Here is a 24183-nt window from a genome sequence, read left to right on the forward strand (position 1 = left end):
GTATCATTAAATTACTATTTATCCAGCTCCTTTTCCAACAGATCCACAGATACAAGGGTAGAAACCCCTTTCTCCTGCATTGTAATTCCATATAGTCTGTCCGCAGATGTCATCGTTCCCCTTCTGTGAGTAATCACAATAAACTGTGTATTCTCTGTCAGCTTATGCAGATACCGTGCAAAACGATCCACGTTATTGTCATCCAAAGCTGCTTCAATCTCATCCAAAAGACAGAACGGCGAAGGTTTTAGATTCTGTATTGCAAACAGAAGCGAAATTGCTGTCAGAGCTTTCTCTCCTCCAGAGAGCTGCATCATATTCTGCAACTTCTTTCCCGGAGGCTGTGCGATAATGCGGATTCCCGCCTCCAATATGTCCTCCTCTTCCATTAATTCCAGTGTTCCTTTTCCTCCACCAAACAACTGTTTAAACACATGGTCAAACTCTTTGGAAATCAGAGCAAATTGCTCCTTAAACTGCCTGCGCATCGCGGTGTCCAGCTCTTCAATAATCTGCTGTAGAGATTTTTCTGCCTCTACTAAATCATCATGCTGATCTTTTAAAAATGTATACCGTTCCAGCAGGTTTTTATAATCTTCTATGGCATTGACATTCACTGTCCCTAATTTTTTGATGTCATTTTTTAAGCTCTGTATCTGCCGTTTCATATAAGCAAGATCTGTCAGATTTTCATTTCTAAGCTCCATCGCATGATTATATGTGATTTCATATTCCTCCCACATATAATTTATCAGCTTTTCGGCTGCTTCTTCATAAGACTCTTTTTGGCTGTTCAGACGAAAACACTCCTTGTCCAGATCTGACATATGTCTGGAAATTTCTTCTCTCTCTCCTAAGAAATCCTTGTGTTTACGGTTTAACTCTTCCCGCTTCTTAACCTGTGCTTTGATCTCTTCTTCAATTTCTATAAACAACTCTTTCGAATTTTCAATTGTCTCTTTTAACTCTTCAATTTCCTCTTCTTTTTTCTGAATCTCTTCGGTCGCATTTCCTTTATTTACATCTAATTCTTTTAATTCATCTGTAAATTTCTGGATTTCTTCTTCAATACGGCTGATATTTTCCAGAATAAATACATTTTGCTGCTCTAATCCGGCTAAGGACAGATGCACTTCTTCTGAAGTATGAAGCTGTACCGACTCTTTTTCTCTGTCTTCTGACAACATACTGTTTAGTCTGTCTATCTTTCTGTTCAATTCCTGTTCCAGACTTTCTGAAGTCTCCAACTCCATCTGAATCGAATCTTCATTGTCCAAAATTTCTTCCAGATTTCTCTTAAGTGTCTCTTGTTCAGCCCTATACGCCTCTTGCTGCTTCTTTGTCTCTGCCTGTCTGCTTTTTATCTGTTCGATATGCATCTTCGCTGTATTTTCTATAACAGATGCCTTACGAAGCTTCTCCTGTATCTCATCCATTTCATTATAGCATGCAGTACGTTTCTGTTTTATGCGATTGACCGATTGCTCCATCTCATCCATGTCCGCTTTTAGCAGAGCAACCGTTTTTTCAAACTCTTCAATCTCCCTGCGCCTGCTTAATAAATTACTTGAATTCTTAAACGCACCTCCTGTCATAGCGCCGCCTGGATTGATCAGTTCCCCCTCCAATGTCACAATCCGCAGCGACTGACGGTATTTTCTGGCAAGCTGTATTCCATGATCAATCTCGTCTACTACGATCGTACGGCCCAAAAGCTGTTCTGCGAGCACCTCAAATTGTTTTTCTACATGCACCAGTGTATGCGCAAGTCCAACAACCCCTGGCTCCTTTAACGCCTCCGGCGTGCGGATTGTGCTTCCTTTCGCCATACTCGTCAATGGCAGGAACGTCGCACGCCCAAACTTGTTTTGTTTTAAATAGGCAATCATCCGTTTTGCCGTATTTTCGTTGTCTGTAACAATATTTTGAATACTGCCCCCAAGCGCTGTCTCTATGGCTATTTCATATTCCTTTTCTACTTTAATAATATCTGCCACAACGCCGAGAAGTCCTCTTTCTTTTTCCTTGTTTGCCATCACTTTACGGATGCTGTTCCCATATCCGTCATAGCGCTCTGTAATATTTTTCAAGGATTCTAAACGGGAGGACTCCCTGTGGTATGCAGTCTGTCCAATCCGCAGCTTCTCCTGTTTTTCTGCCAGTTCTCTTTTTAAATATTCAATCTGTTTTTCATTCTCTTCTATCTGGGCAGTATATTCTGCGATCTCTTTTCTTATTTTACTCTGTTCATTTTCATGTACAAGCAGAGCCTCGTCCTGCTTTTTTATCTCCGCAGTGAGTTCTTTCAGACTTTCTTTCAATATTTCTTTTCTGGAGGCAATCTGCTGTTTTGTTGTATCATAATGCTGGATTTTTGCTTTTGTGGAAGCGCGGTTTCCAAGCAGCTCCATAATCTCTTGTTTGCTCTTCTCTATTTGATCTGTCTGCTGCGCAATCCGCGTCTGAATTTCTATCAGCGTCTGCTTTGCTTCATTATCTTTTGCAGATATATCGCTTAATTTTGCATGCACCTGCTCTTTTTCACTGCACAACTCTCTTTTTTGTGCCTGTCTCGTCTCAATCTCTACCCGAATGGTACTCAGACGATTATCATAATGCTCATCATTCATACGAGCTGTGTTAATCTGTTCTTTTAAGACATTGATATTTCCTTCCAACTGCTGTTTTAATAAGGTTGTCTCATTTAACTGGCTCTTTGCTTTCTCAATAGAATAGTCAATTTCGTCCACTTCTTCCTCTATTGCCTCATACTCCGCCTTCATCTCTTCATAATGTACATTGGCACTTTTTAATTCTTCTGAAGCAGTCTCATATTTTTCTTCGATTCCCTGTATCTGCTCTTTCACACGTTCTGCTTCCAAAAGAAACATATTGATGTCATAGGTTTTTAATTCCTCTTTTTTCTTTAAATATTCCCTTGCCACCTCTGCCTGTATTTCCAACGGCCCCAGCTGATGTTCTAATTCAGAAAGAATATCGTTTACTCTGGTTAAATTCATCTGTTCTTCTTCCAGCTTCTTCACAGACATATTCTTTCTTCTCTTAAACTTCACAATTCCGGCAGCTTCATCAAAAAGCTCTCTTCTCTCTTCTGGCTTTCCACTTAGTATTTTATCAATCTGGCCTTGTCCGATAATGGAATAACCTTCTTTTCCAATCCCCGTATCATAAAACATTTCATTTATATCTTTTAACCGGCACATTGTCCCGTTAATCAGATACTCACTTTCTCCAGAACGATAAAGCTTTCTTGTCACTGTCACTTCTTTATAGTCAACTGGAAGCTGGTGATCGGAGTTATCCAGGGTAATTGCCACAAACGCATAGCTTAAGGGTCTTCTGTTCTCTGTTCCAGAAAAGATAACATCCTGCATACTGCCGCCCCTTAGCTGCTTTACCCGCTGCTCTCCTAACACCCATCTCACTGCATCTGCCACATTGCTTTTTCCGCTTCCGTTTGGACCTACAATGGCTGTGATCCCATTATGAAATTCAAACTTTATCTTATTGGCAAAAGACTTAAAGCCCTGTACCTCTATACTTTTTAAATACATAAAATCCCCGCTTTATCTTTCTTTTTTCAGTTTCAGGATTGCTTCATAAGCTGCCTTTTGCTCTGCCGCTTTCTTAGTGCGCCCTTTCCCGATACCGAATGTTCTGTCCCCGATTTTTACCTCCACAAAAAAAGATTTGTTGTGGTCTGGCCCTTCTTCTTTTACAAGCTGATAGAGAATTTTTTCATCTGTCTGCGCCTGTATCATTTCCTGTAAAATAGTTTTACTATCATAAAAGAGTTTTTTATTCTCCAAATCTGTCAGTATAAAACGATGGATGAACTCTTTTGCATTAGTAAAACCACCATCCAGGTAGATTGCTCCAATCAAAGCCTCCATTGCATCAGAAGTGATCGAATCTCTCTGTCTGCCTCCCGTTGCCTCTTCCCCTCTTCCCAGAAGCAAGTACTCTCCCAGCCCGATTTCACGTGCACAAAACGCCAGCGACGGCTCACATACCATACTGGCCCTTGTCTTTGTCAGTTCTCCTTCTGAAACCTTCGGCTCATTTAGAAACAGATATTCACTGGATACCAGTTCTAATACTGCATCTCCCAAAAACTCCAGCCGTTCATTGCAGTAATGCTTCTCCATATGCTTCTCATTTGTATAGGAACTGTGCATCATGGCCTTCTTTAACAGAGAAAAATCCTGAAAGGTATAGCCGATTTGTCTCTCTAGTTTTTTTAACTTTTCATTCATATATTCACTTCCTCTTAAAATGAAAAAGCCCATAGGGGCTTTTTCATCTTTCCATTCCTATTATTCAACAGCCTTTTTAATCTGATCTACTGCGTCCTGTACAGTCGTAATTTTCTCAGCTTCTTCATTGTCAATCTCAATGTCAAATTCTTCTTCAATCCCCATGATAATCTGGAAAATATCCAACGAATCTGCCCCCAGGTCATCTACGAATGTAGTCTCCGGTGTAATTTCCTCCTTCTGGACATTTAAGACGTCCGCAATGATTTCCTGTAATTTTTCAAATTCCATAGTTCTCTTTCCTTTCTTTCCTGATTATTCTTCTTTTTGTTCATCCTCTGCCTTCTGGATCGCTTCTCTTATCTTCTCATTGATCCTTTGTTCTTTGAAAGTAAGGCATTGGATAATGGAATTGCATACCTCTTTTGAAGTAGAACTTCCGTGTGTTTTGACAACCAGTCCATTCAATCCCAGAAGCGGTGCACCGCCGTATTCACTGGAATCAAAGTCTTTTAAAGTAGCTTTCAGCGCTGGTTTTACAAGAAGTGCTCCTATCTTGCTTCTTACAGAGCTCATCATTCCTTTCTTGATTTTCTTAACCAAGGCTCCGCCTACGCCCTCATAAAGCTTGAGAATTACATTTCCCACAAACGCCTCACAGACTATCACATCCGCGGCTCCATACGGAATCTCGCGTGCCTCTACGCTTCCGATAAAATGAATGTCTTTGCACGCCTTTAAGATCGGGAATGTCTCCTTTACAAGTGCATTGCCTTTTTCTTCCTCTGCACCAATATTGACAATTCCGACCGTAGGATTTTTCTTGCCGAGAACGTGTTCCATATAAATAGTCCCCATCCTTGCAAACTGTACCAAATGAGACGGACGTGCATCTACATTTGCTCCACAGTCTATCAGAAGTGAAACACCCTTTAGAGTAGGTAAAAGCGGCGCCAAAGGAGGTCTTTTTACACCTTTAATCCTTCCAACCAAAAGCTGTCCTCCTACCAGAACAGCACCGGTACTCCCTGCTGACACAAAGGCATCTGCCTCTTTCTTTTTCACAAGGTTCATGGCCACTACGATGGATGAATCCTTTTTTCTTCGAATCGCCATTACCGGCGGTTCCGCAGTTTCAATTACTTCCGTCGCATTGATAATCTCAATTTGGTCTTCCGGATAAGTATATTCTGATAATTCTTTCTTTAATACTTCCTCCCGTCCGGTCAGCAGGACATGAATATCCTTTCTTAGCTTCACGGCTTCCACTGCCCCTTTAACGATTTCTTTCGGCGCATTATCCCCGCCCATCGCATCCAGGGCGACTCTTGTAATATCAGACATTTCTTCTCCTCCTATCGCTACTGACAATTATTCTACTGGAAATCATAGTAAAAATCAATAAAAAAAGACGTAAAACACAAAGTTTTTACGCCCTTTCTCTCTTTCCTGATTAATCTACAGAAATGATTTCTTTTTTGTTGTAAGAGCCGCACGCCTTGCACACTCTGTGAGGCATCATAAGTTCTCCGCATTTGCTACATTTTACCAGATTCGGAGCACTCATCTTCCAGTTTGCTCTTCTTTTATCTCTTCTTGCCTTTGAAGATTTATTCTTTGGACAGATTGACATAGGTTACACCTCCTTAAAATTCTTAAATAGGTCACGGACAACCGACATTCTAGGGTCAAGCCCCGTATCTTCACAGTTACAAAAACCCTCGTTCAGATTCTGACCACATATACTGCAGATTCCCCGGCAGTCTTCCCTGCACAGGACTTTCACCGGCCATCCTATCAAAATCTCATTATAGAGTAATTTCTCTACGTCAAGGTTATATCCGTCAATAATAAAATTGGATTCATCCAGTTCTTCTGTCAACTTATCATCCGGTACTTCTAAGTCTATATGCTTCTTTATATCCAACACAAATTTCTGCCGGACTTCTTTTAGACATCTGTCACAGGGAATCTCAATGTCAAGGTCTGTCTGTACATATATCAACATTTCCTTTCCTCTGACATGCTCCACTCTTATACGCACCGGATTTTTCCTGACAATAGGAAACTGTCCTGCTTTTGACTGAAACATATCCATATTAAGTTCCACTGTTTCATCCACCGTCTCATGCCGATCTGACATGACGTCTGACAGGTTGATTAACATAACTGATTACTCCTATCCATACCTAGACTATTATAGCATGTAAATACTGTTTGTCAAGAGGTGTCTTTGATTCTATTTTACCAGCGCCATCGTCTCTCTTGCGATTGCCAATTCTTCATTTGTAGGAATAACAAATACTCTTACTTTTGAACCTGGTTTGGAAAGCTCTTCTTCCTTTCCTCTCAAGCCTTTGTTCTTTTCCTCGTCAAATTCCACTCCCAAATATCCCAGATAGCTGCACACCTGGCTTCTTACAATATCATCATTCTCGCCAATTCCAGCAGTAAATACAATATCATCTACCCCGTTCATAGCAGCCGCATAAGCTCCGATATATTTTGCGACACGATAGGAAAATACCTCCATTGCAGTCTGTGCCTTCTTATCTCCAGCCAGGGAAGCATCTGTCAAGTCGCGGAAGTCACTGGAAAGTCCTCCGGAAATCCCATAGACACCAGAATCCTTATTCAGCACCTTCATCATGCCGTCAATATCAAGCCCTTCCTTGTGTGCGATAAATTCTATAATTGCCGGATCAATATCTCCGCTTCTCGTCCCCATCACAAGACCCTCCAACGGAGTCAGTCCCATAGAAGTATCTACCGATTTGCCGTTTAACACTGCCGTTACACTCGCTCCATTTCCGAGATGGCACACAATTGTTTTTAGCTGATCATATGGCTTCTCCATTACTTCCGCTGCTCTCTTAGATACAAAGCTGTGGCTTGTCCCATGGAACCCGTAACGTCTTACTTTATATTTCTCATAGTATTCATATGGAAGTCCGTACATATATGCTCTTGCAGGCATTGTCTGGTGGAATGCGGTATCAAATACACCAACCATCGGTGTACCCGGCATAAGCTTCTCGCATGCTTCTACCCCGATCAGATTTGCAGGATTATGAAGCGGCGCCAGCTCGTTGCACTCTTCTACCGCCTTCTTTACTTCCTCTGTGATGACAACAGAAGATGCAAATTTTTCTCCACCGTGTACCATGCGGTGTCCTACTGCCCCAATCTCGTCCAGACTGCTTACAACACCTGTCTTATCATTTGTCAGCGCCTCCAGCACATACTGAATTGCCTCTGTATGTGTCGGCATTGGTTTTGCGGATTTTTCCTTTTCTCCACCTGCCGGCTGATAGGTAAACTGTCCGTCAATTCCAATCCTTTCACAGATACCCTTTGCCAGTACTTTCTCTGATTCCGCATCGATAAGCTGGAATTTCAGGGAAGAGCTTCCACAGTTGATTACTAATACATTCATTTCTTATTCCTCCTGAAGATTTTTCTTAATGATTGTAAACGCTTCCCAGCCGTCAGCAGACTGCACAGGAACGCTTCTATCCTTTTCCTATTGAGCCTGTGCCTGTACCGCTGTAATCGCAACAACTCCTTCGATATCTTCCGCACTGCATCCGCGGGACAAATCATTGACCGGTGCTGCAATTCCCTGTGTCAGAGGACCATATGCTTCTGCTTTTGCAAGCCTTTGCACTAATTTATATCCGATATTTCCTGCATCCAAATCCGGGAAAATCAAAACATTGGCATGTCCGGCCACCGGACTGCCCGGCGCTTTTGACTCTCCGACTGCCGGAACAATCGCCGCATCCAGCTGCAGTTCGCCGTCCAGCTTTAAGTCTGGTGCTAATTCTTTTGCGAGCTTTGTAGCCTCTACTACTTTATCCACATCCGCATGCTTCGCGCTTCCCTTTGTAGAATGAGAAAGCATTGCAACAATCGGTTCTTTTCCTGTCAGTGTACGGAAAGACTCTGCGGAAGAAAGTGCAATATTCGCAAGCTTTTCCGGATCTGGATTCTGTTCTAGTCCTGAATCTCCGAAAATGAATGTGCCGTCAGCTCCCATATCACAGTTCGGCACAACCATTAAAAAGAAAGCAGACACCAGCTTTGTGCCTGGCTTTGTTTTCAAAATCTGAAGACATGGACGCAATGTATCTGCTGTAGAATGGCATGCTCCGGAAACCATTCCGTCTGCATCTTTCATTTTTACCATCATAACACCATAATATAAATAATTTGACAAAAGCAGCTCTCTTGCCTTCTCCTCTGTCATTCCTTTTTTCTGTCTCAGCTCCACGAGCTTTGCAATATAGCTTTCTGTCTTTTCACTCGTAGCAGGATCCACAATTACAGCTCCGGAAATGTCATAATTTTTTTTGTTTTTTTCAATCTCTTCTTTTTTTCCTACCAAAATAAGATTTGCTGTCCCGTCTCTTAAAACTGCCTCTGCAGCTTTATACGTTCTTTCGTCCTCTGTCTCAGGAAGAACGATTGTTTTTTTGTCAGCTTTCGCTCTTGCTTTGATTTCATCAATAAATCCCATGGTTTACAGCCACCTTTCATAATTTCTCACTTAAGCCTTATTATAACGCAAAGGTTTTTTGTATACAAGGAAATTTCCGGGAAATCTATGTGCATTTTTAAGTACAATCTATTTATAATCCAAAGAACGCCGTCACAATATTAAAATATACCAATATCGTGCATGTATCCAGTATCGTTGTGATCAGAGGCGCCGCCATAATTGCCGGATCTAACCCTAATTTTTTTGCCAGAAGCGGCAGCGTACAGCCAATACATTTTGCCATAACAACTACTGCTATCATAGTAAGTCCAAGCGCCACAGAAAGCATCATATTTTGCCCGTACATGATATAAATGCGAATCCCATTCACAAATGCAAGCATCATACTTACTACAAGTGCAATTCGGATTTCCTTAAATATGACCCGAAAAATATCTTTAAACTGAATCTCTCCGACCGCAAGTCCGCGTATAATTAAAGTAGAGCTCTGGGAACCACAGTTTCCTCCCGTCCCCATCAGCATAGGAATAAACGTGATCAAGACCGGCATCACTGCCATTGCTTCCTCATAATAGCCAAGAATCTCCCCTGTCACTGTTGCCGAAAGCATGAGAAGCATAAGCCAGGGGGTACGGTTTCCTGCATGCTTGAAGATCGAGGTGCCAAAGTAGGAGTCCTCATTTGGACTGACACCAGCCATAATACTGATGTCTTCTGTTGTCTCGTCCTGCAAAACAAGCATGGCGTCGTCAACTGTTACAATCCCGACCAGACAGTTTTCATGATCTATGATCGGAATCGCAACCAGTCCATATTTCTTAATCGTTTTTGCCACGTCCTCCTGATCGTCCAAGGTTCTGGCATAGAGTACATTTTCATCCATGATCTCTTCAATTGTTCTGGACTCTCCCGCTGTGAGCAGATCCTTTACATCCACCATACCGATTAAATGTCTCTTTTCTGTCACATAACAGGTATAAATTGTTTCCTTATTAATACCGACCTGCCGAATCTTTAAAATCGCATCCGCCACCGTCATTTCTCTTCTAAGGCTGATATATTCTACATTCATAATGCTGCCCGCACTGTCCTCAGGATACTGCAGCAGTGCATTGATTTTTGCCCTGGTCTCCTCATCTGTTGCAAGCAAAAGCCTGTCCACTACATTTGCAGGCATTTCTTCCAACACATCCACCGTATCATCTACATACATTTCTTCCATGACTTCTTCCAGCTCAGAATCTGTCAGCGCATTTATCAGATCCTCTCTTTTGTCACTGTTCATGTCTGTAAATACTTCCGCTGCCTCTTCCTTTGCAAGAAGACGGAAAATCAGAATCATCTGTTTTTTGTCCAGTTCTTCTAAAATTTCTACAATATCAACCGGGTGCATACTCTCCAGAACTTCTTTTAGCTCTTTATAATTATGTGCTTCCAGCATTTCCAAAATCTGATTTTTCCTCATTTTATACCTGCACCCTCTTTCTACAATGATTTTACTACCATCAGCCTGTCTTTTTATAGTATAATAGTTCATATATTTATATACAAGGAGATTCTTATGAAAATTGTCGGTTTAATTACAGAATATAATCCTTTCCACAACGGACACCGTTACCATATCGAAGAAGCAAAGCGCATTACAGGAGCCGATACAGCCATTGTCATTATGAGTGGGGATTATGTACAGCGAGGAACCCCTGCTATTATGCCCAAACGTCTGCGGGCAGAAATGGCCCTCAAATGCGGTGCGAGTGCTGTTTTTGAGCTTCCCGTCTGCTATGCCACAGGAAGCGCTGAATTATTTGCTCATGGCGCCGTCTCTTTTCTGGACAGCCTGCATATTGTAGACGCACTCTGCTTTGGCAGTGAATGTAACGATTTAGAAGGCTTAAACACAATTGCAGATATTCTTTTAGAAGAACCGCCGCAGTACAGGCAGCGCCTTCAAGCCGAACTCAAGGAAGGCAAATCTTTCCCGGCTGCGAGACAAGAGGCTCTTGCGGCATACAGCGGTTCAAAAGACCGCGCCTTTCTTCTCAATGATCCGAATAATATCCTTGGCATTGAATATTTAAAGGCGTTAAAAAAAATAAAAAGCTCTATTCGTCCATATACAATCAAACGAAAAGAATCCCACTACCATGACACTGCATTAAGCAATCAGTACAGCTCCGCCTCTGCCATTCGTTCCCTGCTTGCCTACTCTAGTTCTTCTATACACACGAGCAGCTTTGGTTCCACCTTTGAAAACACTCCTTTTTCCAACATATTAGGTGAATTGGAAAGCCAGGTTCCCTCCTGCTGTCTGGAACTTTTAAAGGATTATCACCATGTCCTTTATCCTGTATATCAAAATGATTTTTCATTGATATTAAAATATAAGCTGCTGAATAAAAAACCAAAAGAATTCATACGCTACAATGATGTTTCAGAAGAACTTGCCAACCGTATCTGTTCTTGTTTAAATGATTTCTTTAACTATAAACAGTTCTGTGAACTGCTCAAAACCAGGGAAGTCACACAGACAAGAATTAACCGCGCCCTCCTCCATATTATGCTCGGCATAAAAAAAGAAAATATAGAAACATCTGCACAGCAGGGAGGACATTTTTATGCCCGCCTTTTAGGATTTCGAAAAGACAGAGAAAAAATACTTCCCCTCATTTCCAAAAAAAGCGCCCTGCCGCTTCTTGTCCGTTCCACCGATATAGAAGCGCTTACAGGAACAGCAAAAAAAATGCTCACACAAGACATACTGGCGTCCAATCTTTATACCTCTGTCATAACAGATAAATATAAAACAGCTTTCGCAAATGAATACAATCAGCCTGTTATAAAAGTGTAAATTATAATAGAACCATTATCACCATATAGATTTGCTTGTTTGCTTAGAAAGGAGGAAGTCGAGAAAACCAACTCGACGCTGCCATTGTATTTCAAAAAATGTAAGCGTATACTATTTACTATATTCATGCTAACGACTGCCAGCTTACTAATTTTTAGTGCACTAAATTTGCTGTGGACTATCGTTGGTAAAATACAGCCCTTTTTATTACTTTTATGGAGCATTATATTTTTATTGAATATTATTATAGATTACATTAAAAAGGAAGAAAAGAATACTACTCCATTAAAGACTATTATTTATGCTATAAGTTTCTCGATTTTTCTTTTTAGTAGTTTTAGTTATTTATGGACGGCGGATATTTATGCAGGCGGATTCCATGCAATGTAAAATTTTTATTCAGAAAGACGGAGGTGTCTTTCATTTAAAAAGCAGTTCATCTCTAAAGATAACTGCTTAATATTATAATTATTAAATTGACGAAACTGGGATTTATAGTAAAATCGTCCTTAATAATAAAAACAATAATAGCATATGAATACTGCTAATATTACTATAAAGGGAGCAATAACTATCAGACAATATGAAAAATGCTTTTTCTTTTTAGCTTCATTGATTGCGTAGGGGTACTCCGATTGTTCTCCCTTTTAGAAATAGCTTGACGAGATGTATTTAATTCATTAGCCAGTTCTTCTTGAGAGATTCCTTTCTTTTTTCTTAAGAGTACTATTTTTTCTGCTATATTCATTGAAATGCTCCTTTCTTAATCCTGACCATATTATACAAGCTATTTTAGTTGCATTTCTACCAGTCATATACAACAATTTGTCAACTAACAGTTGCGTTCAATATATTCATATTTCACTGACAAAAATGCCTTCCTTGTTTGGAAGAAAAACTTTGACAGAAGAAAGTACACAGCTTTGTTAGTTAAATTTTATATAAAAGAAATCGGCTTCGCTTTGCTATAACCATCCACTTCGAAGTATCTATATTACTTCCAATTGGAAATGTGTAGCAGCGTGAAGTCGATTTTTTCTACCTGGAACTATAAACTTAAGCTGGCGAAAGTGAAAGTGTGAGTGTGAAAGAGATGCTTTGTGTGAGTGAAGAATTTCGGCGAAGCCCTGACGAACGTTGCAATACACGCCCTCTTGCGCGAACCATTTCGTCAATTAACTTTATATTACATCACTTTCTTTGTACATGTGACTGCCATCGCCCCTGGGCCAATATGGCATGCCACGCTTAGAGAAAGGGGAGCTTCCATGATTTCATACTGCGGAAATCTGGCATGAATTTCTTCTCTCCATTCTTTTGCCTCCTCCACACTGCATGTATAAGCCATTCCCAATACTAATTTATCTTCTTTTCCGGCAAAGCGTCCGTTTATGTCTTTCTCAACCGCCTCCAGCATCGTGCGCTTTGCAGCCTTCCAGCCTCTTACCTTTGCATAGGCGTCTAGCTTTTCACCCTGTATCTGCAACACAGGCTTCAAATTTAAAACGGTTCCGAGCGCCGCCGCTGCAGGGGTTATTCTTCCGCCCTTTTTCAAATATTTCAAGGTATCCACTGTAATATAAATGCTAGACTCTAATTTTTCTTTTTCCAGGATCTCCTTTATTTCCTTAGCGCTTTTCCCCGCCTCTACCAGATGAAGCGCATCTATTACAGCCTGCTCCTGCGTGACAGAAATTCTTTGGTTGTCCACGACCTGAACACGTCCCTCATAATTTTCTGCCAGCGTAATTGCTGTTTCACAGGTACTGCTCAACCCACTGGACATTGGAATATGCACAATTGCATCAAATTCATTCAAAAGGCTCTCCCACAGATTCATCACTTCTCCCGGCGCTGGCTGAGAAGTAGATATATTAGAATCCTCTGCCAATTTCTTATAGAACTCTTCCTGGGTAAGATTGATGTCCTCCAGATATAACTCCCCATCGATAAAAAACGGCATTGGGACAACAAAAATCCCCATGTCTTTTCCTTTTTTCTGTGTAATTCCGCTGTTGCTGTCTGTTACAACTGCTATTTTTTCCATAACCCTTCCCTCATTTTAGTTTTTAAAACTATGAATTGGAGCTGGAATCCGTCCCTTTCTGCTGACAAATGCCTCGCATCCAAATTCGTTTACAGGCATAATCGGTGCATATCCTAAAAGTCCGCCAAACTCTGCTGTATCTCCAACATCCTTCCCAATCACAGGAATCAGCCTTACCGCCGTTGTCTTTTGATTTACCATACCGATTGCCATTTCATCTGCAATAATGCCGGCGATTGTACTCGAAGAAGTCTTGCCCGGAATTGCTATCATGTCAAGTCCTACTGAGCATACACAGGTCATCGCTTCCAGCTTTTCCAGTGTCAAGGCCCCTGCCTGAACCGCATCTATCATCCCCTGATCTTCACTGACTGGAATAAAAGCACCGCTTAATCCGCCTACATAGGAGGATGCCATCACGCCGCCTTTTTTCACCTGGTCATTGAGCATAGCAAGTGCCGCTGTCGTTCCCGGTGCTCCAACTCTTTCCAGTCCGATTTCCTCCAATATTTCTGCTACGCTGTCTCCGATTGCCGGCGTCGGTGCAAGCGACAAGTCCACAATCCCAAAAGGAACTCCTAACCTCTCTGATGCTTCCTTTGCCACAAGCTGTCCGACTCTGGTAACTTTAAATGCAGTCTTTTTGATCGTCTCGCACAGCTCCTCAAATCCTTTTCCCCGCACCTTCTCCAGCGCTTTCTTGACAACACCCGGGCCGCTTACTCCTACATTGATCACAGCGTCTGCCTCTGTCACTCCCAGAAAAGCGCCTGCCATAAAGGGGTTGTCATCTGGAGCATTACAGAATATCACCAGCTTTGCACATCCAAGAGAATCTTTCTCTTTTGTCGCCTCTGCCGTTTCTTTTACAATCTCCCCGCAAAGCCGCACCGCATCCATATTAATCCCTGTCTTAGTGGAACCTACATTGACAGAACTACAGATCCGTTCTGTCTGGGCAAGTGCCTGCGGAATAGAACGAATTAAATATTCATCGCTCTTTGTCATTGCTTTGGACACCAATGCTGAATATCCACCGATAAAATTCACTCCAACCTCTTTCGCAGCTTTATCCAATGTCTTAGCAATACTTACAAAATCTTCCAAGCTTTTACATGCCGCACCTCCTACCAGTGCAATCGGGGTAACAGAAATTCTCTTATTCACAATCGGAATCCCGAATTCCTTCTCAATGTCAGCTCCTGTTGATACCAGCTTTTCCGCAGTTGAAGTAATTTTTTCATATATTTTGCGGTTTAATTGCTCTACATCCGAATCTATGCAGTCTAAAAGACTGATTCCCAGTGTAATCGTACGTACATCCAGATTTTCATGCTCGATCATTTTATTGGTTTCTGATACTTCATACATATTAATCATGTTGCTTTCCTCGCCTTCATCAACTTATGCTTACTTACAACCTGTGCATTTTTTCAAAAATCTCTTCTCTCTGGCAATGGATCTTCACCCCAATCTCTTCTCCAATTACAGTAAGCTCATCACAGACTACCTTAAAGTCTTTCTTCATATCTGTCACATCCACAATCATCATCATGTTGAAATATCCCTGGATAATCGTCTGAGAAATATCTAAAATATTAATTTCATTTTCCGCCAAATAAGCGCACACCTTTGCAATAATTCCTACCGTATCTTTCCCCAGTACTGTCACAATACATTTTTTCATAATTTTTCTCCTTACTGTGCTTAAACTATAATAATATCTGAAACAGCATCTCTTTTCGCCACAAACATGTCGAGGTCATCTCCTTTATATTCATTGTCTGCTAGCGTTACTTCCAGTTTTACTGTCTCATATGCCAGTTTCGCATAATTATTCTCTTTGCTTAAATGCCCAAGAATAATATGATTCAAATTATCATGTAGTATATCACAAAGGAGCCTTCCTGACAATTCATTTGAAAGGTGCCCCTTTTCGCCGAGAATCCTCTGTTTCAGATAATAAGGATACCCGCCTACCTCCAGCATATGTATATCATGGTTTGCTTCCAGCAGAACCGCATCCAGATTTTTTAAATTTTCTACTGTATACGCATCATACACTCCTAGATCTGTCGCTACTGCCACCGCTTTATTCCCGCACTCCATCCGATAGCCACATGGCTCGTTCGCATCGTGGGAAATCGCAAAAGGATGAATACGAATATCACCTAAACAAAGCTCCACATCTGTATGAATCGGATGGAACAACCCTTCCGGCACCTTTCCAAGTCCTGCATATGACAAAATCCCCTGAATCGTTCCTGGTGTGGCGTATATTGGTATCTCATATTTTCTGCTGAACACCCCCAATCCTTGTATATGATCTGAATGTTCATGGGTAATCAGAATACCATCCAATTCTTCTCCTTTGATTTCCAATTCTTTTAATCCCGCGTCAATTCTCTTTTTGCTGATTCCCGTATCCACAAGCAGATGCGTATGATCACTTCCCACATAAATACAGTTTCCACTGCTTCCGCTGGCAATACTGCACATTCTCATAACAATCTGTCTCCTATTTGTTTCTCTGTATTTTCAAATGTTCCACTGTTGTCAATTACAATGGTACAGTTTTGTCTAAATGTTTCCTCACTAAGCTGAGAGGCAAATATTTTATTCGTCTTTTCCTCCGTATATCCTCTGGACATTTTCAGCCTCTCCATACGTATCTTCTCTGGCGCATAGATATACCATATTTGATCACAAATATCCTCATATCCCGCCTCGATAAGCAGAGCTGCCTCTATGACATAGAGCTTTTGCCCTTTCTTTTTCTGTCTCTCTATATCAGAACATACCCATGCTTTTACTTCCGGATGCACAATCTCATTCAATGCTTTTAATTTATCTGCATTTTCAAATACTTTTTCGCTTAGCTTCTGTCGTTCCAGTTCTCCGTCTGCACGCAGGACATCTTCTCCAAACTCTGCTACAATCTTTCTGTAACAGTCTGTTCCCCGCCTTTGCAAATTTTTTGCCACTTCATCCAGCTGGCAGACATATGCCTTATATTTTGTCTTTAAAAACAAAAGCACTTCACTCTTTCCGCTGCCAATGCCGCCTGTCACTCCGATAATTTTCATATCCTGCCTTATGGCTTCCTTTCTATTTGCGTCCATTCCTTTTCGTCTGCTACTTTGCCTCATACCAGCTCTGTCCTGTATGCATGTCCACAATCAGCGGCACCTTTAAATCTGCTGCTTTTTCCATCTGTTCTGCCAAGATTTCCTTCACTTGAGCCAGCTCTCCCTTTTCTGCCTCAATCAAAAGCTCGTCGTGAACCTGCAATATCAGCCTGGACTTTAGCTTACGCCGCTTCAACTCTCTGTCCACACCAATCATCGCCACTTTAATAATGTCTGCCGCTGTACCTTGAATCGGTGCATTCATTGCTACTCTTTCACCAAAAGAACGCTGCATAAAGTTACTGGACTTCAGTTCCGGAACAGGTCTGCGTCTTCCAAACAAGGTAGACACATATCCTTTTTCCTTCGCCTGATTTACTGTGTCATCTAAAAATACTTTCACACCCGGGTACGTCTCAAAATAATGTTCGATATATTTTGCCGCTTCTTTTCTTGTAATACTTAAGTCCTGACTCAGACCAAAAGAGCTGATTCCATATACAATCCCAAAGTTCACCGCCTTTGCGTTTCTCCTCTGCAAATCCGTCACCTTCTCAAACGGCGTGTGAAATACCTGGGACGCTGTCATCCTGTGAATATCCTTCGCTTCCCTGTACGCCTGAATAAGCTGGGCGTCTCCCGAGCAATGTGCAAGAATACGAAGTTCTATCTGGGAATAATCAGCATCTACAAAAACGAATCCCTCTTCTGGCACAAATACCTTTCGAATCAGCCTTCCCAATTCCATACGTACTGGTATATTCTGCAGGTTCGGCTCTGTACTGCTGATCCGTCCAGTCGCCGTAATTGTCTGATTAAATGTTCCGTGAATCCTTCCGTCCTTACCGATAAAATTGACCAATCCATCTGCATATGTGGACTTTAATTTTGCCAACTGACGGTACTCTAAAATCTTTGCTACAATCGGGAAATCCGGCGCCAGCTTATCCAGAACATCTGCCGCGGTAGAATACCCCGTTTTTGTTTTTTTGGCATGAGGCATTTTCAATTTATCAAATAAAATAACACCTAGTTGTTTCGGAGAATTAATATTAAATTCTTCCCCTGCCATTTCATATATTTCTCTTTCCAGCCGTACAATCTGTTCTCCCAGACGGCTGCCGTACATTTTCAGCTCTTCTGCCTCCACTTTGATTCCTGCGCGCTCCATATCATACAGAGTAAATAACAGCGGCATTTCAATCTCTTCAAAAAGCCTGTACATTCCTGTATCGTTTAGCTTTTTTGACATCGGCTCCACTGCCTTTAAACACGTATATGCCTCATAACAAGCCTTGATGGACTCCTCTGTGTTTTCATCTATCATCAAATGCAACTGTTCTCTGGCTATATCTTCATACGTATAATCATTTTTTAAAGGATTCAAAAGATATGCTGCTATGACAGCATCAAAGCAGCGTTCTCTTACAATACCTGGAAGTAATGTAAGGTAACGCTTTATATCACACATCACAAACAGTCCGGCATGTGCTGCGACCTCGGAAAGTCTGCTAAACAGATACTCCATGTCTGTATGCATATCGCAGGGAATCGAATATATCTGCTCTTTTCCAAAAGCAAGCGCTATCCGCCCGTATCCTGAAGGATGCGAAAATAACGGAAGCACATTTCCTGCATCCTTTGAGATTGCCGCCCCCACTATATCCGCTTGACATGCCTTTTCAAATATCGCATCTATCGCCTTCTTATCCGTCACTTCTTTAAAATATTTTTCCACCTCATTTGCCGAAGCCTCTACATCAAAACGGCCGAGCAGATTTTTAAACTGAAGACGCTGAAAATACTCATAGGCTTCCTTTGTAAAAATATTCCCATGCTTTGCCGCCTCCAAATCAAACACAATTTCTGCGTGTGTATTGATAGTGGCAAGTACTTTACTTAATTTTGCCTGTTCCCAGTACTCTGCCAAATTCTTTCCTGCCCGCGGCGGCTTTAGCTCTTCTGCATGTTCATGCGCATTTTCTATATTTTTATACTCCTGGATAATTTTTGTCGCAGTCTTCTCTCCAATCCCGGGCACGCCTGGAATATTGTCAGATGTATCTCCCATCAGTGCCTTTACATCAATGAATTCTTCTGGAGTCACCCCATATTTTTCCAGCACATCAGCAGCATAGTAGTCCTCTATCTCCGTCTTACCCTGCTTTGTCTTTGGAATTCGGATTTTCACATGCTCTGTTGCCAGCTGCAGTGTATCCCTGTCCCCTGAAATAATAGATACATCCAGACCTTTCGCCTCACAGTCAACTGAAATCGTTCCAAGAAGATCATCTGCCTCAAGTCCCGCCTGTTCAATCGTCGCAATCTGCATTGCCTGAAGCACTTCTTTTATCACAGGTACCTGCTGGCGCAGCTCTTCCGCCATCGGCTTTCTCGTTCCTTTGTACTGTTCGTACATTTCATGTCGAAAAGTCGGCGCGTGCACGTCAAAGGTGACCGTAAGATACTGCGGATTTTCCTCATCTAGTATTTTAAAAAGAATATTTAAGAAACCATAGATCGCGTTCGTATGCAGTCCTTCTGCATTTGTCAGATCGGGAAGCCCGTAAAAAGCCCTGTTTAAGATACTATGACCGTCTATCAGTACGATTTTTTCTCTCATTATCCATCTCCATTGTGTCTTTTCATAGAATTTGTGCCTTTAAACCACACACACTGTATATTTTTCCAGATACTATTCGGTAAAAAGCACTACGAGACAAGTATACACTAAAATCCCGCTTTTTAAAAGGCTCTTTTTATGTTATGATAGCGGTGGTGTAAGGTAAAAAGAAAGGAGTTTACAAAAGACATGACTACAACTGGAATTATATTTGATGTAGACGGTACTCTGTGGGATTCTACCGATACAGTAGCAAAAGCCTGGACAGACGCAATACAGCAGCATACACATTTGAATCTGGAAATCAACGGTGCTGTTTTAAAAAATCTGTTTGGAAAAACAATGAGTGAAATTGCCGCCGCGCTTTTCCCTTCTTTGCCGGAGAAGGACAGGCTCTCCATTCTAGATATATGTTATGAATACGAAAACCGGCTTTTAAAGACACAGCCAGGCAGGCTCTATGACAAGGTATATGAAACACTTTCTATTCTTTCCAAAAAATATCCCCTTTTCATTGTCAGCAACTGTCAGTGCGGATATATTGAGCTGTTGTTGGAGACAACGAAAATTACGCCTTTTATAACAGATACGCTCTGTTTTGGCCAGACACAGACTCCCAAAAGCCAGACCATCTTAACCTTGATGGAGCGCAACCATTTAAAAAATGCCGTATATATCGGGGATACCCAAGGGGATTACGACGCTTGTAAGGCGGCCGGCATCCCTTTCATCTATGCCGATTACGGATTTGGCGAAGTAAAAAACGCGCCTGTAAGTATCCATACGTTTTCCGAGCTGGTCACACTGCTTCCAGACTTTTTTTAACATCTGCGAGACAGGCAGGTATCTCTTCTGTCTGTCCCTTTTCTTATCTATCTCATCAATTTCATGCTATCTCCTGAAAAAGAAAAACCTTTGAAAATACTGTATTTACAACATTTCCAAAGGTTTATTCAATGCGGATGGTGGGACTTGAACCCACACGTAGTCACCTACGCAAGATTTTGAGTCTTGTGCGTCTGCCATTCCGCCACATCCGCATAATCGGCTTCCACCGGAAGCCGAAATTAATTATAGCACAGCTATATCTATAATGCAAGCTCTATTTTAAAAGCTTTTTCCCTATCTCAAAGCAATCAAAAGTTGCAAAATAATCTTTCGGTGTCTCAGCACGACGGATCAATTTTGTACTTCCATCCTCTTTTAAAAGTACCTCTGCGGATTTCAGTTTGCCATTATAATTATATCCCATTGAAAATCCATGTGCTCCTGTATCGTGAATCACCAGATAATCTCCTATATCAATCTTTGGCAGCATCCGGTCAATTGCAAATTTATCATTATTTTCACACAAGGAACCCGTAATATCATATTTGTGATCCTGGGGAAGATTTTCTTTTCCTATCACTGTAATATGATGATATGCCCCATACATGGCAGGACGCATCAAATTCACCGCACATGCATCTACTCCGATATAATCCTTATGTGTATGTTTTTCATGGATTGCCTTCGTAACTAAGCATCCGTATGGCCCCATCATAAATCTTCCAAGCTCTGTATAAATCGCCACATCCCCCATGCCTGCCGGAACCAGTATTTCCTCATATACACGCCGTACGCCTTCTCCGATCACCCGAATGTCATTCGGCTCCTGATCTGGACGATAGGGAATGCCAATTCCTCCTGAGAGATTGATAAACTTTATATGCACTCCCGTCTCTTTTTGAAGCTTCACTGCCTGCTCAAACAAAACCTTTGCAAGCATTGGATAGTATTCATTTGTCACTGTATTGCTGGCCAGAAACGCATGAAGCCCAAATTCCTTTGCTCCTTTTTCTTTCAGAATCTTATAGGCTGTAAAAAGCTGTTCTGTCGTCATTCCATATTTTGCGTCTCCTGGATTGTCCATAATGTCATTACTGATTTTAAACAAACCACCTGGATTATAACGACAGCTGATTGTCTCTGGAATATGCCCGATTGCCTTCTCCAAAAACTCAATATGTGTAATATCGTCCAGATTGATAATCGCTCCTAACTTATCCGCCAACTGAAAATCAGCTTCCGGAGTGTCATTTGAAGAAAACATAATCTCTTCTCCTCTGATCCCAATTGCATCCGAAAGCATTAACTCTGTGTAGGAAGAACAGTCGCATCCACATCCATATTCCTTCAAAATATCTATCAAGAATGGATTCGGTGTCGCTTTCACCGCAAAATACTCTCTATAGCCTGGATTCCAAGAAAATGCTTCTTTCAGCGCTTCCACATTTCTGCGAATTTCCTTCTCATCATAAAGATGAAATGGCGTTGGATACTCCTGTGTTATTTTATCTAATTGTTCTTTTGTTACAAACGGTTCTTTTTTCATTTTATCTTTCCTCCATGTATTGTAATTAATTGGATTTCATTTGCCAATGCATCTTTAAACAGCTTCACAAAATTTTTCTGTCCGGAATACAGACATGTATTCTGGCTTCCTGTTCCGTATTCACCAGATATAACATATGCAGAATCTACAATCATTCCTATCTGGCTTCCTTTTTCATCTGTGACATAGACCTCAACACCCTCAAGCATTGTAGGACTGTCTGTTATAACTACAACCCTCTGCCCTTTTTTTACAAGCATCTCTAACTCTTTTCTCAAACTTTCCAGACATTCTCCCGTACAAGACAAATACACCCGTTCTTTAGCATGAGACAGCAGGTTTACCATTTTGTTATAAACATTTTGTTTTCCTTCTACTGTAATATATCCTTCTTCTTCCTGCTTTACCGCCGGTGCATGCGCAATCAGCCACTCTTTTTCCTGTTCTATTTTCTGCATACAGTTTGATAAAAATTCTTCCAACGGAACAGGGATATATTTCTTTGCTGACTCTTTCACTACATATGCCGCGCCCTTCTCCACCAAAGCCGCAAGTGCACTATACGCGTTAGATCTGGAAATTCCGATTTCTTTCGCCACTTCATATCCTGTCTGTTTTCCCTTTAAAAGCAAGTTTTCATAGACTCCTGCCTCCTGTCTGGTCAGACCAAAGTGCAGCAAATTTTCTGCAAATTGACGTTCATCCATAGAATTCATTCTTTCTTTTTGTTATTAGTAGTTCTTTTCAGGAACACTATATAGCACATTTCTCCTCTTGTCAACATATATTTCGGATTTTCATACCGTTTTAATATGCTCACAAAATGAGGAAGGAGAACCTTCGCACTCCTCACAAGTGCGGACAGTTCTCCTTTTCTTCGTCTGTTTTTTCTCTATTCTACCGTCGCAATTCTCATCATATTGCTTACGCCGCTTCTTTCTTTTTTTACATTCGGGGACGGGATTCCTGCTGTCAAAACTACAATATCTCCCGGCTCCACATACTGTTTTACAACTGCAAGCTCAACGGCTCCATTACAAATATCCTCTGTTGTATCAAACTCTAATGACTTAATTGGGCGCACTCCCCAATATATAGACATTCTGCGGAGTGTCCTTTCATTCGGAGTGACTCCTAAAATTTCTTGCTTTGGTCTTAAATTTGATACAACTCTTGTCGTAGCACCTGAAACAGAAGGAGTAATAATACATTTTGCATGCAAGTTCGCCGCTGCAAGAACAGAAGAATAACCAATCGCACTGGAAACTCCGGCTTTCAGATGCTCTCCGGCTTTTTCCAGCATCACATCATATTCCAGATGCTGCTCTGTATTCTCGATAATATGCACCATCATTTGCAGCGCTTCCAACGGATATTTCCCCTGTGCGGTCTCCCCTGAAAGCATTACGGCATCTGTTCCATCATATACTGCATTTGCCACATCTGTCACTTCTGCTCTGGTTGGACGCGGATTGCGCATCATCGAATCCAGCATCTGTGTAGCTGTAATAACCGTCTTGAAGTTGCTGTTACACTTCTGTATCATCATTTTTTGGAGATACGGAACTTCTTCTGCCGGAATCTCCACACCGAGATCCCCTCTCGCAACCATAATACCATCTGCCGCCCGAATGATCTCATCTATATTTTGAATACCTTCTACATTTTCAATTTTAGCAATAATCGGAATATAAGGAGCTCCCAATTCTTTCAAATATGCTCGGATTTCCAATATACACTCCGCATTTCTTACAAAAGAAGCAGCAATAAAGTCTATTCCCTGCTCCACACCAAATTTTAAGTCCTCTTTGTCTTTCTGTGTGATCGCCGGAAGTCTTACCGGCACATTCGGTACATTTACGCCTTTGCGCTCTCCTAGCTCTCCGCCGTTTACAACCGTACAAATAATCTCTTTATCTGTAGTACCGGTTACTTTCAGCCCGATTAAGCCGTCGTCGATTAAAATTGTTTTCCCAATCTCTACATCCTCAACAAGTCCTGCATATGAAATAGATACTTTTCTTTCATCTCCTTCTATTTCATCGATTGTCAATGTAAACGCTTCTCCTGTTTTTAATGTAACCTTTTTTCCATCCTTTAAAAGTCCAGTTCTGATTTCCGGTCCCTTTGTATCTAAAAGAATTGCTGTATTTGTATGCTCCTCTTCGCGGAGCTGCTTTAACATATCCATACGACCTTTATGTTCCGCATGGTCTCCGTGGGAAAAGTTAAACCGAGCCACATCCATCCCATTTTGGATGAGCTTTCTCATAAGCTCTCTGTCATTTGTATTCGGCCCCATCGTGCAAACCACTTTTGTCTTTTTCATTGTTACGTCTCCTTTTCTCTCACTCAATTTCTATCCCTTATCGGGCGAAGCCCGCC

Annotated in this window: 21 protein-coding genes and 1 tRNA gene; 2 read left to right on the plus strand and 20 right to left on the minus strand. The window is 41.4% G+C overall.

Going from position 1 to position 24183, the window contains the following annotated elements:
* Positions 1-14: 14 nt before the first annotated feature.
* The 9 genes from smc to mgtE form a co-directional block, all read right to left on the minus strand.
* Positions 15-3575: a chromosome segregation protein SMC gene (smc, locus tag ACZ5C4_RS10345; protein ID WP_464520920.1), complete on the minus strand. Its 3561-nt coding sequence runs from the start codon at positions 3573-3575 to the stop codon at positions 15-17.
* 12 nt (positions 3576-3587) lie between these two features.
* Positions 3588-4277, minus strand: coding sequence for a ribonuclease III (gene rnc / locus ACZ5C4_RS10350; RefSeq protein ID WP_464520921.1), 690 nt, complete (start codon positions 4275-4277; stop codon positions 3588-3590).
* Positions 4278-4337: 60 nt separating this feature from the next.
* A complete protein-coding gene (gene acpP, locus ACZ5C4_RS10355) occupies positions 4338-4568 on the minus strand; it encodes an acyl carrier protein (RefSeq protein WP_186874334.1) in 231 nt (76 codons plus the stop codon).
* 24 nt (positions 4569-4592) lie between these two features.
* Positions 4593-5621 (minus strand): phosphate acyltransferase PlsX, encoded by a 1029-nt coding sequence (gene plsX / locus ACZ5C4_RS10360; protein WP_464520922.1) that lies wholly within the window; start codon positions 5619-5621, stop codon positions 4593-4595.
* 109 nt (positions 5622-5730) lie between these two features.
* Positions 5731-5910, minus strand: a complete 180-nt coding sequence (gene rpmF / locus ACZ5C4_RS10365; RefSeq protein WP_004068723.1) for a 50S ribosomal protein L32 — start codon at positions 5908-5910, stop codon at positions 5731-5733.
* 3 nt (positions 5911-5913) lie between these two features.
* Entirely contained in the window at positions 5914-6444 is a 531-nt protein-coding gene (locus ACZ5C4_RS10370; RefSeq protein WP_464520923.1) for a YceD family protein, read from the minus strand.
* A gap of 72 nt (positions 6445-6516) precedes the next feature.
* Positions 6517-7713 (minus strand): acetate kinase, encoded by a 1197-nt coding sequence (locus tag ACZ5C4_RS10375; protein ID WP_464520924.1) that lies wholly within the window; start codon positions 7711-7713, stop codon positions 6517-6519.
* A gap of 87 nt (positions 7714-7800) precedes the next feature.
* Positions 7801-8796 (minus strand): phosphate acetyltransferase, encoded by a 996-nt coding sequence (pta, locus tag ACZ5C4_RS10380; RefSeq protein WP_464520925.1) that lies wholly within the window; start codon positions 8794-8796, stop codon positions 7801-7803.
* A gap of 112 nt (positions 8797-8908) precedes the next feature.
* Positions 8909-10243, minus strand: coding sequence for a magnesium transporter (gene mgtE / locus ACZ5C4_RS10385; RefSeq protein WP_464520926.1), 1335 nt, complete (start codon positions 10241-10243; stop codon positions 8909-8911).
* Positions 10244-10339: 96 nt separating this feature from the next.
* Here mgtE and ACZ5C4_RS10390 point away from each other — a divergent pair, with 96 nt between their 5' ends.
* Positions 10340-11626, plus strand: a complete 1287-nt coding sequence (locus ACZ5C4_RS10390) for a nucleotidyltransferase (RefSeq protein WP_464520927.1) — start codon at positions 10340-10342, stop codon at positions 11624-11626.
* 574 nt (positions 11627-12200) lie between these two features.
* Here the strand turns inward: ACZ5C4_RS10390 and ACZ5C4_RS10395 are convergent.
* From ACZ5C4_RS10395 to polA, 7 genes are all read right to left on the minus strand, one after another.
* On the minus strand, positions 12201-12374 hold the full coding sequence (locus tag ACZ5C4_RS10395) for a helix-turn-helix transcriptional regulator (RefSeq protein WP_464520928.1): 174 nt from the start codon (positions 12372-12374) through the stop codon (positions 12201-12203).
* A 438-nt stretch (positions 12375-12812) separates the two neighbouring features.
* Entirely contained in the window at positions 12813-13673 is an 861-nt protein-coding gene (locus ACZ5C4_RS10400) for a DegV family protein (protein ID WP_464520929.1), read from the minus strand.
* 15 nt (positions 13674-13688) lie between these two features.
* Positions 13689-15053, minus strand: a complete 1365-nt coding sequence (locus tag ACZ5C4_RS10405) for a DUF711 family protein (RefSeq protein WP_464520930.1) — start codon at positions 15051-15053, stop codon at positions 13689-13691.
* 34 nt (positions 15054-15087) lie between these two features.
* Positions 15088-15360: an ACT domain-containing protein gene (locus tag ACZ5C4_RS10410; RefSeq protein WP_186874319.1), complete on the minus strand. Its 273-nt coding sequence runs from the start codon at positions 15358-15360 to the stop codon at positions 15088-15090.
* 20 nt (positions 15361-15380) lie between these two features.
* Positions 15381-16178: an MBL fold metallo-hydrolase gene (locus ACZ5C4_RS10415; protein WP_464520931.1), complete on the minus strand. Its 798-nt coding sequence runs from the start codon at positions 16176-16178 to the stop codon at positions 15381-15383.
* Positions 16175-16795, minus strand: coding sequence for a dephospho-CoA kinase (coaE, locus tag ACZ5C4_RS10420; protein WP_464520932.1), 621 nt, complete (start codon positions 16793-16795; stop codon positions 16175-16177). Before coaE ends, ACZ5C4_RS10415 begins: the two co-directional genes overlap by 4 nt.
* A gap of 13 nt (positions 16796-16808) precedes the next feature.
* Positions 16809-19424, minus strand: a complete 2616-nt coding sequence (gene polA, locus ACZ5C4_RS10425) for a DNA polymerase I (RefSeq protein WP_464520933.1) — start codon at positions 19422-19424, stop codon at positions 16809-16811.
* 189 nt (positions 19425-19613) lie between these two features.
* Here polA and ACZ5C4_RS10430 point away from each other — a divergent pair, with 189 nt between their 5' ends.
* Positions 19614-20249: an HAD family hydrolase gene (locus ACZ5C4_RS10430; RefSeq protein ID WP_464520934.1), complete on the plus strand. Its 636-nt coding sequence runs from the start codon at positions 19614-19616 to the stop codon at positions 20247-20249.
* Between the two features lie 132 nt (positions 20250-20381).
* On the opposite strand, the gene ACZ5C4_RS10435 is transcribed toward ACZ5C4_RS10430, so the two are convergent.
* The 4 genes from ACZ5C4_RS10435 to pyk form a co-directional block, all read right to left on the minus strand.
* Positions 20382-20464, minus strand: a tRNA-Leu gene (locus ACZ5C4_RS10435).
* A gap of 62 nt (positions 20465-20526) precedes the next feature.
* Positions 20527-21798 carry a diaminopimelate decarboxylase gene (locus ACZ5C4_RS10440; RefSeq protein ID WP_464520935.1) on the minus strand — a complete coding sequence of 424 codons (1272 nt, stop codon included), beginning with the start codon at positions 21796-21798 and terminating at the stop codon, positions 20527-20529.
* Positions 21795-22505 carry a TrmB family transcriptional regulator gene (locus tag ACZ5C4_RS10445; protein ID WP_464520936.1) on the minus strand — a complete coding sequence of 237 codons (711 nt, stop codon included), beginning with the start codon at positions 22503-22505 and terminating at the stop codon, positions 21795-21797. Before ACZ5C4_RS10445 ends, ACZ5C4_RS10440 begins: the two co-directional genes overlap by 4 nt.
* Before the next feature lie 185 nt (positions 22506-22690).
* The gene (gene pyk, locus ACZ5C4_RS10450; protein WP_186874312.1) at positions 22691-24127 is read right to left on the minus strand and encodes a pyruvate kinase; all 1437 of its coding nucleotides are present in this window, start codon (positions 24125-24127) and stop codon (positions 22691-22693) included.
* Positions 24128-24183: the final 56 nt, after the last annotated feature.

The sequence above is a fragment of the Mediterraneibacter flintii genome, from assembly GCF_055387595.1.

What these genes read in the sequence shown, in the direction of transcription:
- smc (WP_464520920.1), bottom strand. Translation starts at nt 3,575, where the DNA reads ATGTATTTAAAAAGTATAGAGGTACAGGGCTTTAAGTCTTTTGCCAAT.
- rnc (WP_464520921.1), bottom strand. Translation starts at nt 4,277, where the DNA reads ATGAATGAAAAGTTAAAAAAACTAGAGAGACAAATCGGCTATACCTTT.
- acpP (WP_186874334.1), bottom strand. Translation starts at nt 4,568, where the DNA reads ATGGAATTTGAAAAATTACAGGAAATCATTGCGGACGTCTTAAATGTC.
- plsX (WP_464520922.1), bottom strand. Translation starts at nt 5,621, where the DNA reads ATGTCTGATATTACAAGAGTCGCCCTGGATGCGATGGGCGGGGATAAT.
- rpmF (WP_004068723.1), bottom strand. Translation starts at nt 5,910, where the DNA reads ATGTCAATCTGTCCAAAGAATAAATCTTCAAAGGCAAGAAGAGATAAA.
- ACZ5C4_RS10370 (WP_464520923.1), bottom strand. Translation starts at nt 6,444, where the DNA reads ATGTTAATCAACCTGTCAGACGTCATGTCAGATCGGCATGAGACGGTG.
- ACZ5C4_RS10375 (WP_464520924.1), bottom strand. Translation starts at nt 7,713, where the DNA reads ATGAATGTATTAGTAATCAACTGTGGAAGCTCTTCCCTGAAATTCCAG.
- pta (WP_464520925.1), bottom strand. Translation starts at nt 8,796, where the DNA reads ATGGGATTTATTGATGAAATCAAAGCAAGAGCGAAAGCTGACAAAAAA.
- mgtE (WP_464520926.1), bottom strand. Translation starts at nt 10,243, where the DNA reads ATGAGGAAAAATCAGATTTTGGAAATGCTGGAAGCACATAATTATAAA.
- ACZ5C4_RS10390 (WP_464520927.1), top strand. Translation starts at nt 10,340, where the DNA reads ATGAAAATTGTCGGTTTAATTACAGAATATAATCCTTTCCACAACGGA.
- ACZ5C4_RS10395 (WP_464520928.1), bottom strand. Translation starts at nt 12,374, where the DNA reads ATGAATATAGCAGAAAAAATAGTACTCTTAAGAAAAAAGAAAGGAATC.
- ACZ5C4_RS10400 (WP_464520929.1), bottom strand. Translation starts at nt 13,673, where the DNA reads ATGGAAAAAATAGCAGTTGTAACAGACAGCAACAGCGGAATTACACAG.
- ACZ5C4_RS10405 (WP_464520930.1), bottom strand. Translation starts at nt 15,053, where the DNA reads ATGATTAATATGTATGAAGTATCAGAAACCAATAAAATGATCGAGCAT.
- ACZ5C4_RS10410 (WP_186874319.1), bottom strand. Translation starts at nt 15,360, where the DNA reads ATGAAAAAATGTATTGTGACAGTACTGGGGAAAGATACGGTAGGAATT.
- ACZ5C4_RS10415 (WP_464520931.1), bottom strand. Translation starts at nt 16,178, where the DNA reads ATGAGAATGTGCAGTATTGCCAGCGGAAGCAGTGGAAACTGTATTTAT.
- coaE (WP_464520932.1), bottom strand. Translation starts at nt 16,795, where the DNA reads ATGGACGCAAATAGAAAGGAAGCCATAAGGCAGGATATGAAAATTATC.
- polA (WP_464520933.1), bottom strand. Translation starts at nt 19,424, where the DNA reads ATGAGAGAAAAAATCGTACTGATAGACGGTCATAGTATCTTAAACAGG.
- ACZ5C4_RS10430 (WP_464520934.1), top strand. Translation starts at nt 19,614, where the DNA reads ATGACTACAACTGGAATTATATTTGATGTAGACGGTACTCTGTGGGAT.
- ACZ5C4_RS10440 (WP_464520935.1), bottom strand. Translation starts at nt 21,798, where the DNA reads ATGAAAAAAGAACCGTTTGTAACAAAAGAACAATTAGATAAAATAACA.
- ACZ5C4_RS10445 (WP_464520936.1), bottom strand. Translation starts at nt 22,505, where the DNA reads ATGGATGAACGTCAATTTGCAGAAAATTTGCTGCACTTTGGTCTGACC.
- pyk (WP_186874312.1), bottom strand. Translation starts at nt 24,127, where the DNA reads ATGAAAAAGACAAAAGTGGTTTGCACGATGGGGCCGAATACAAATGAC.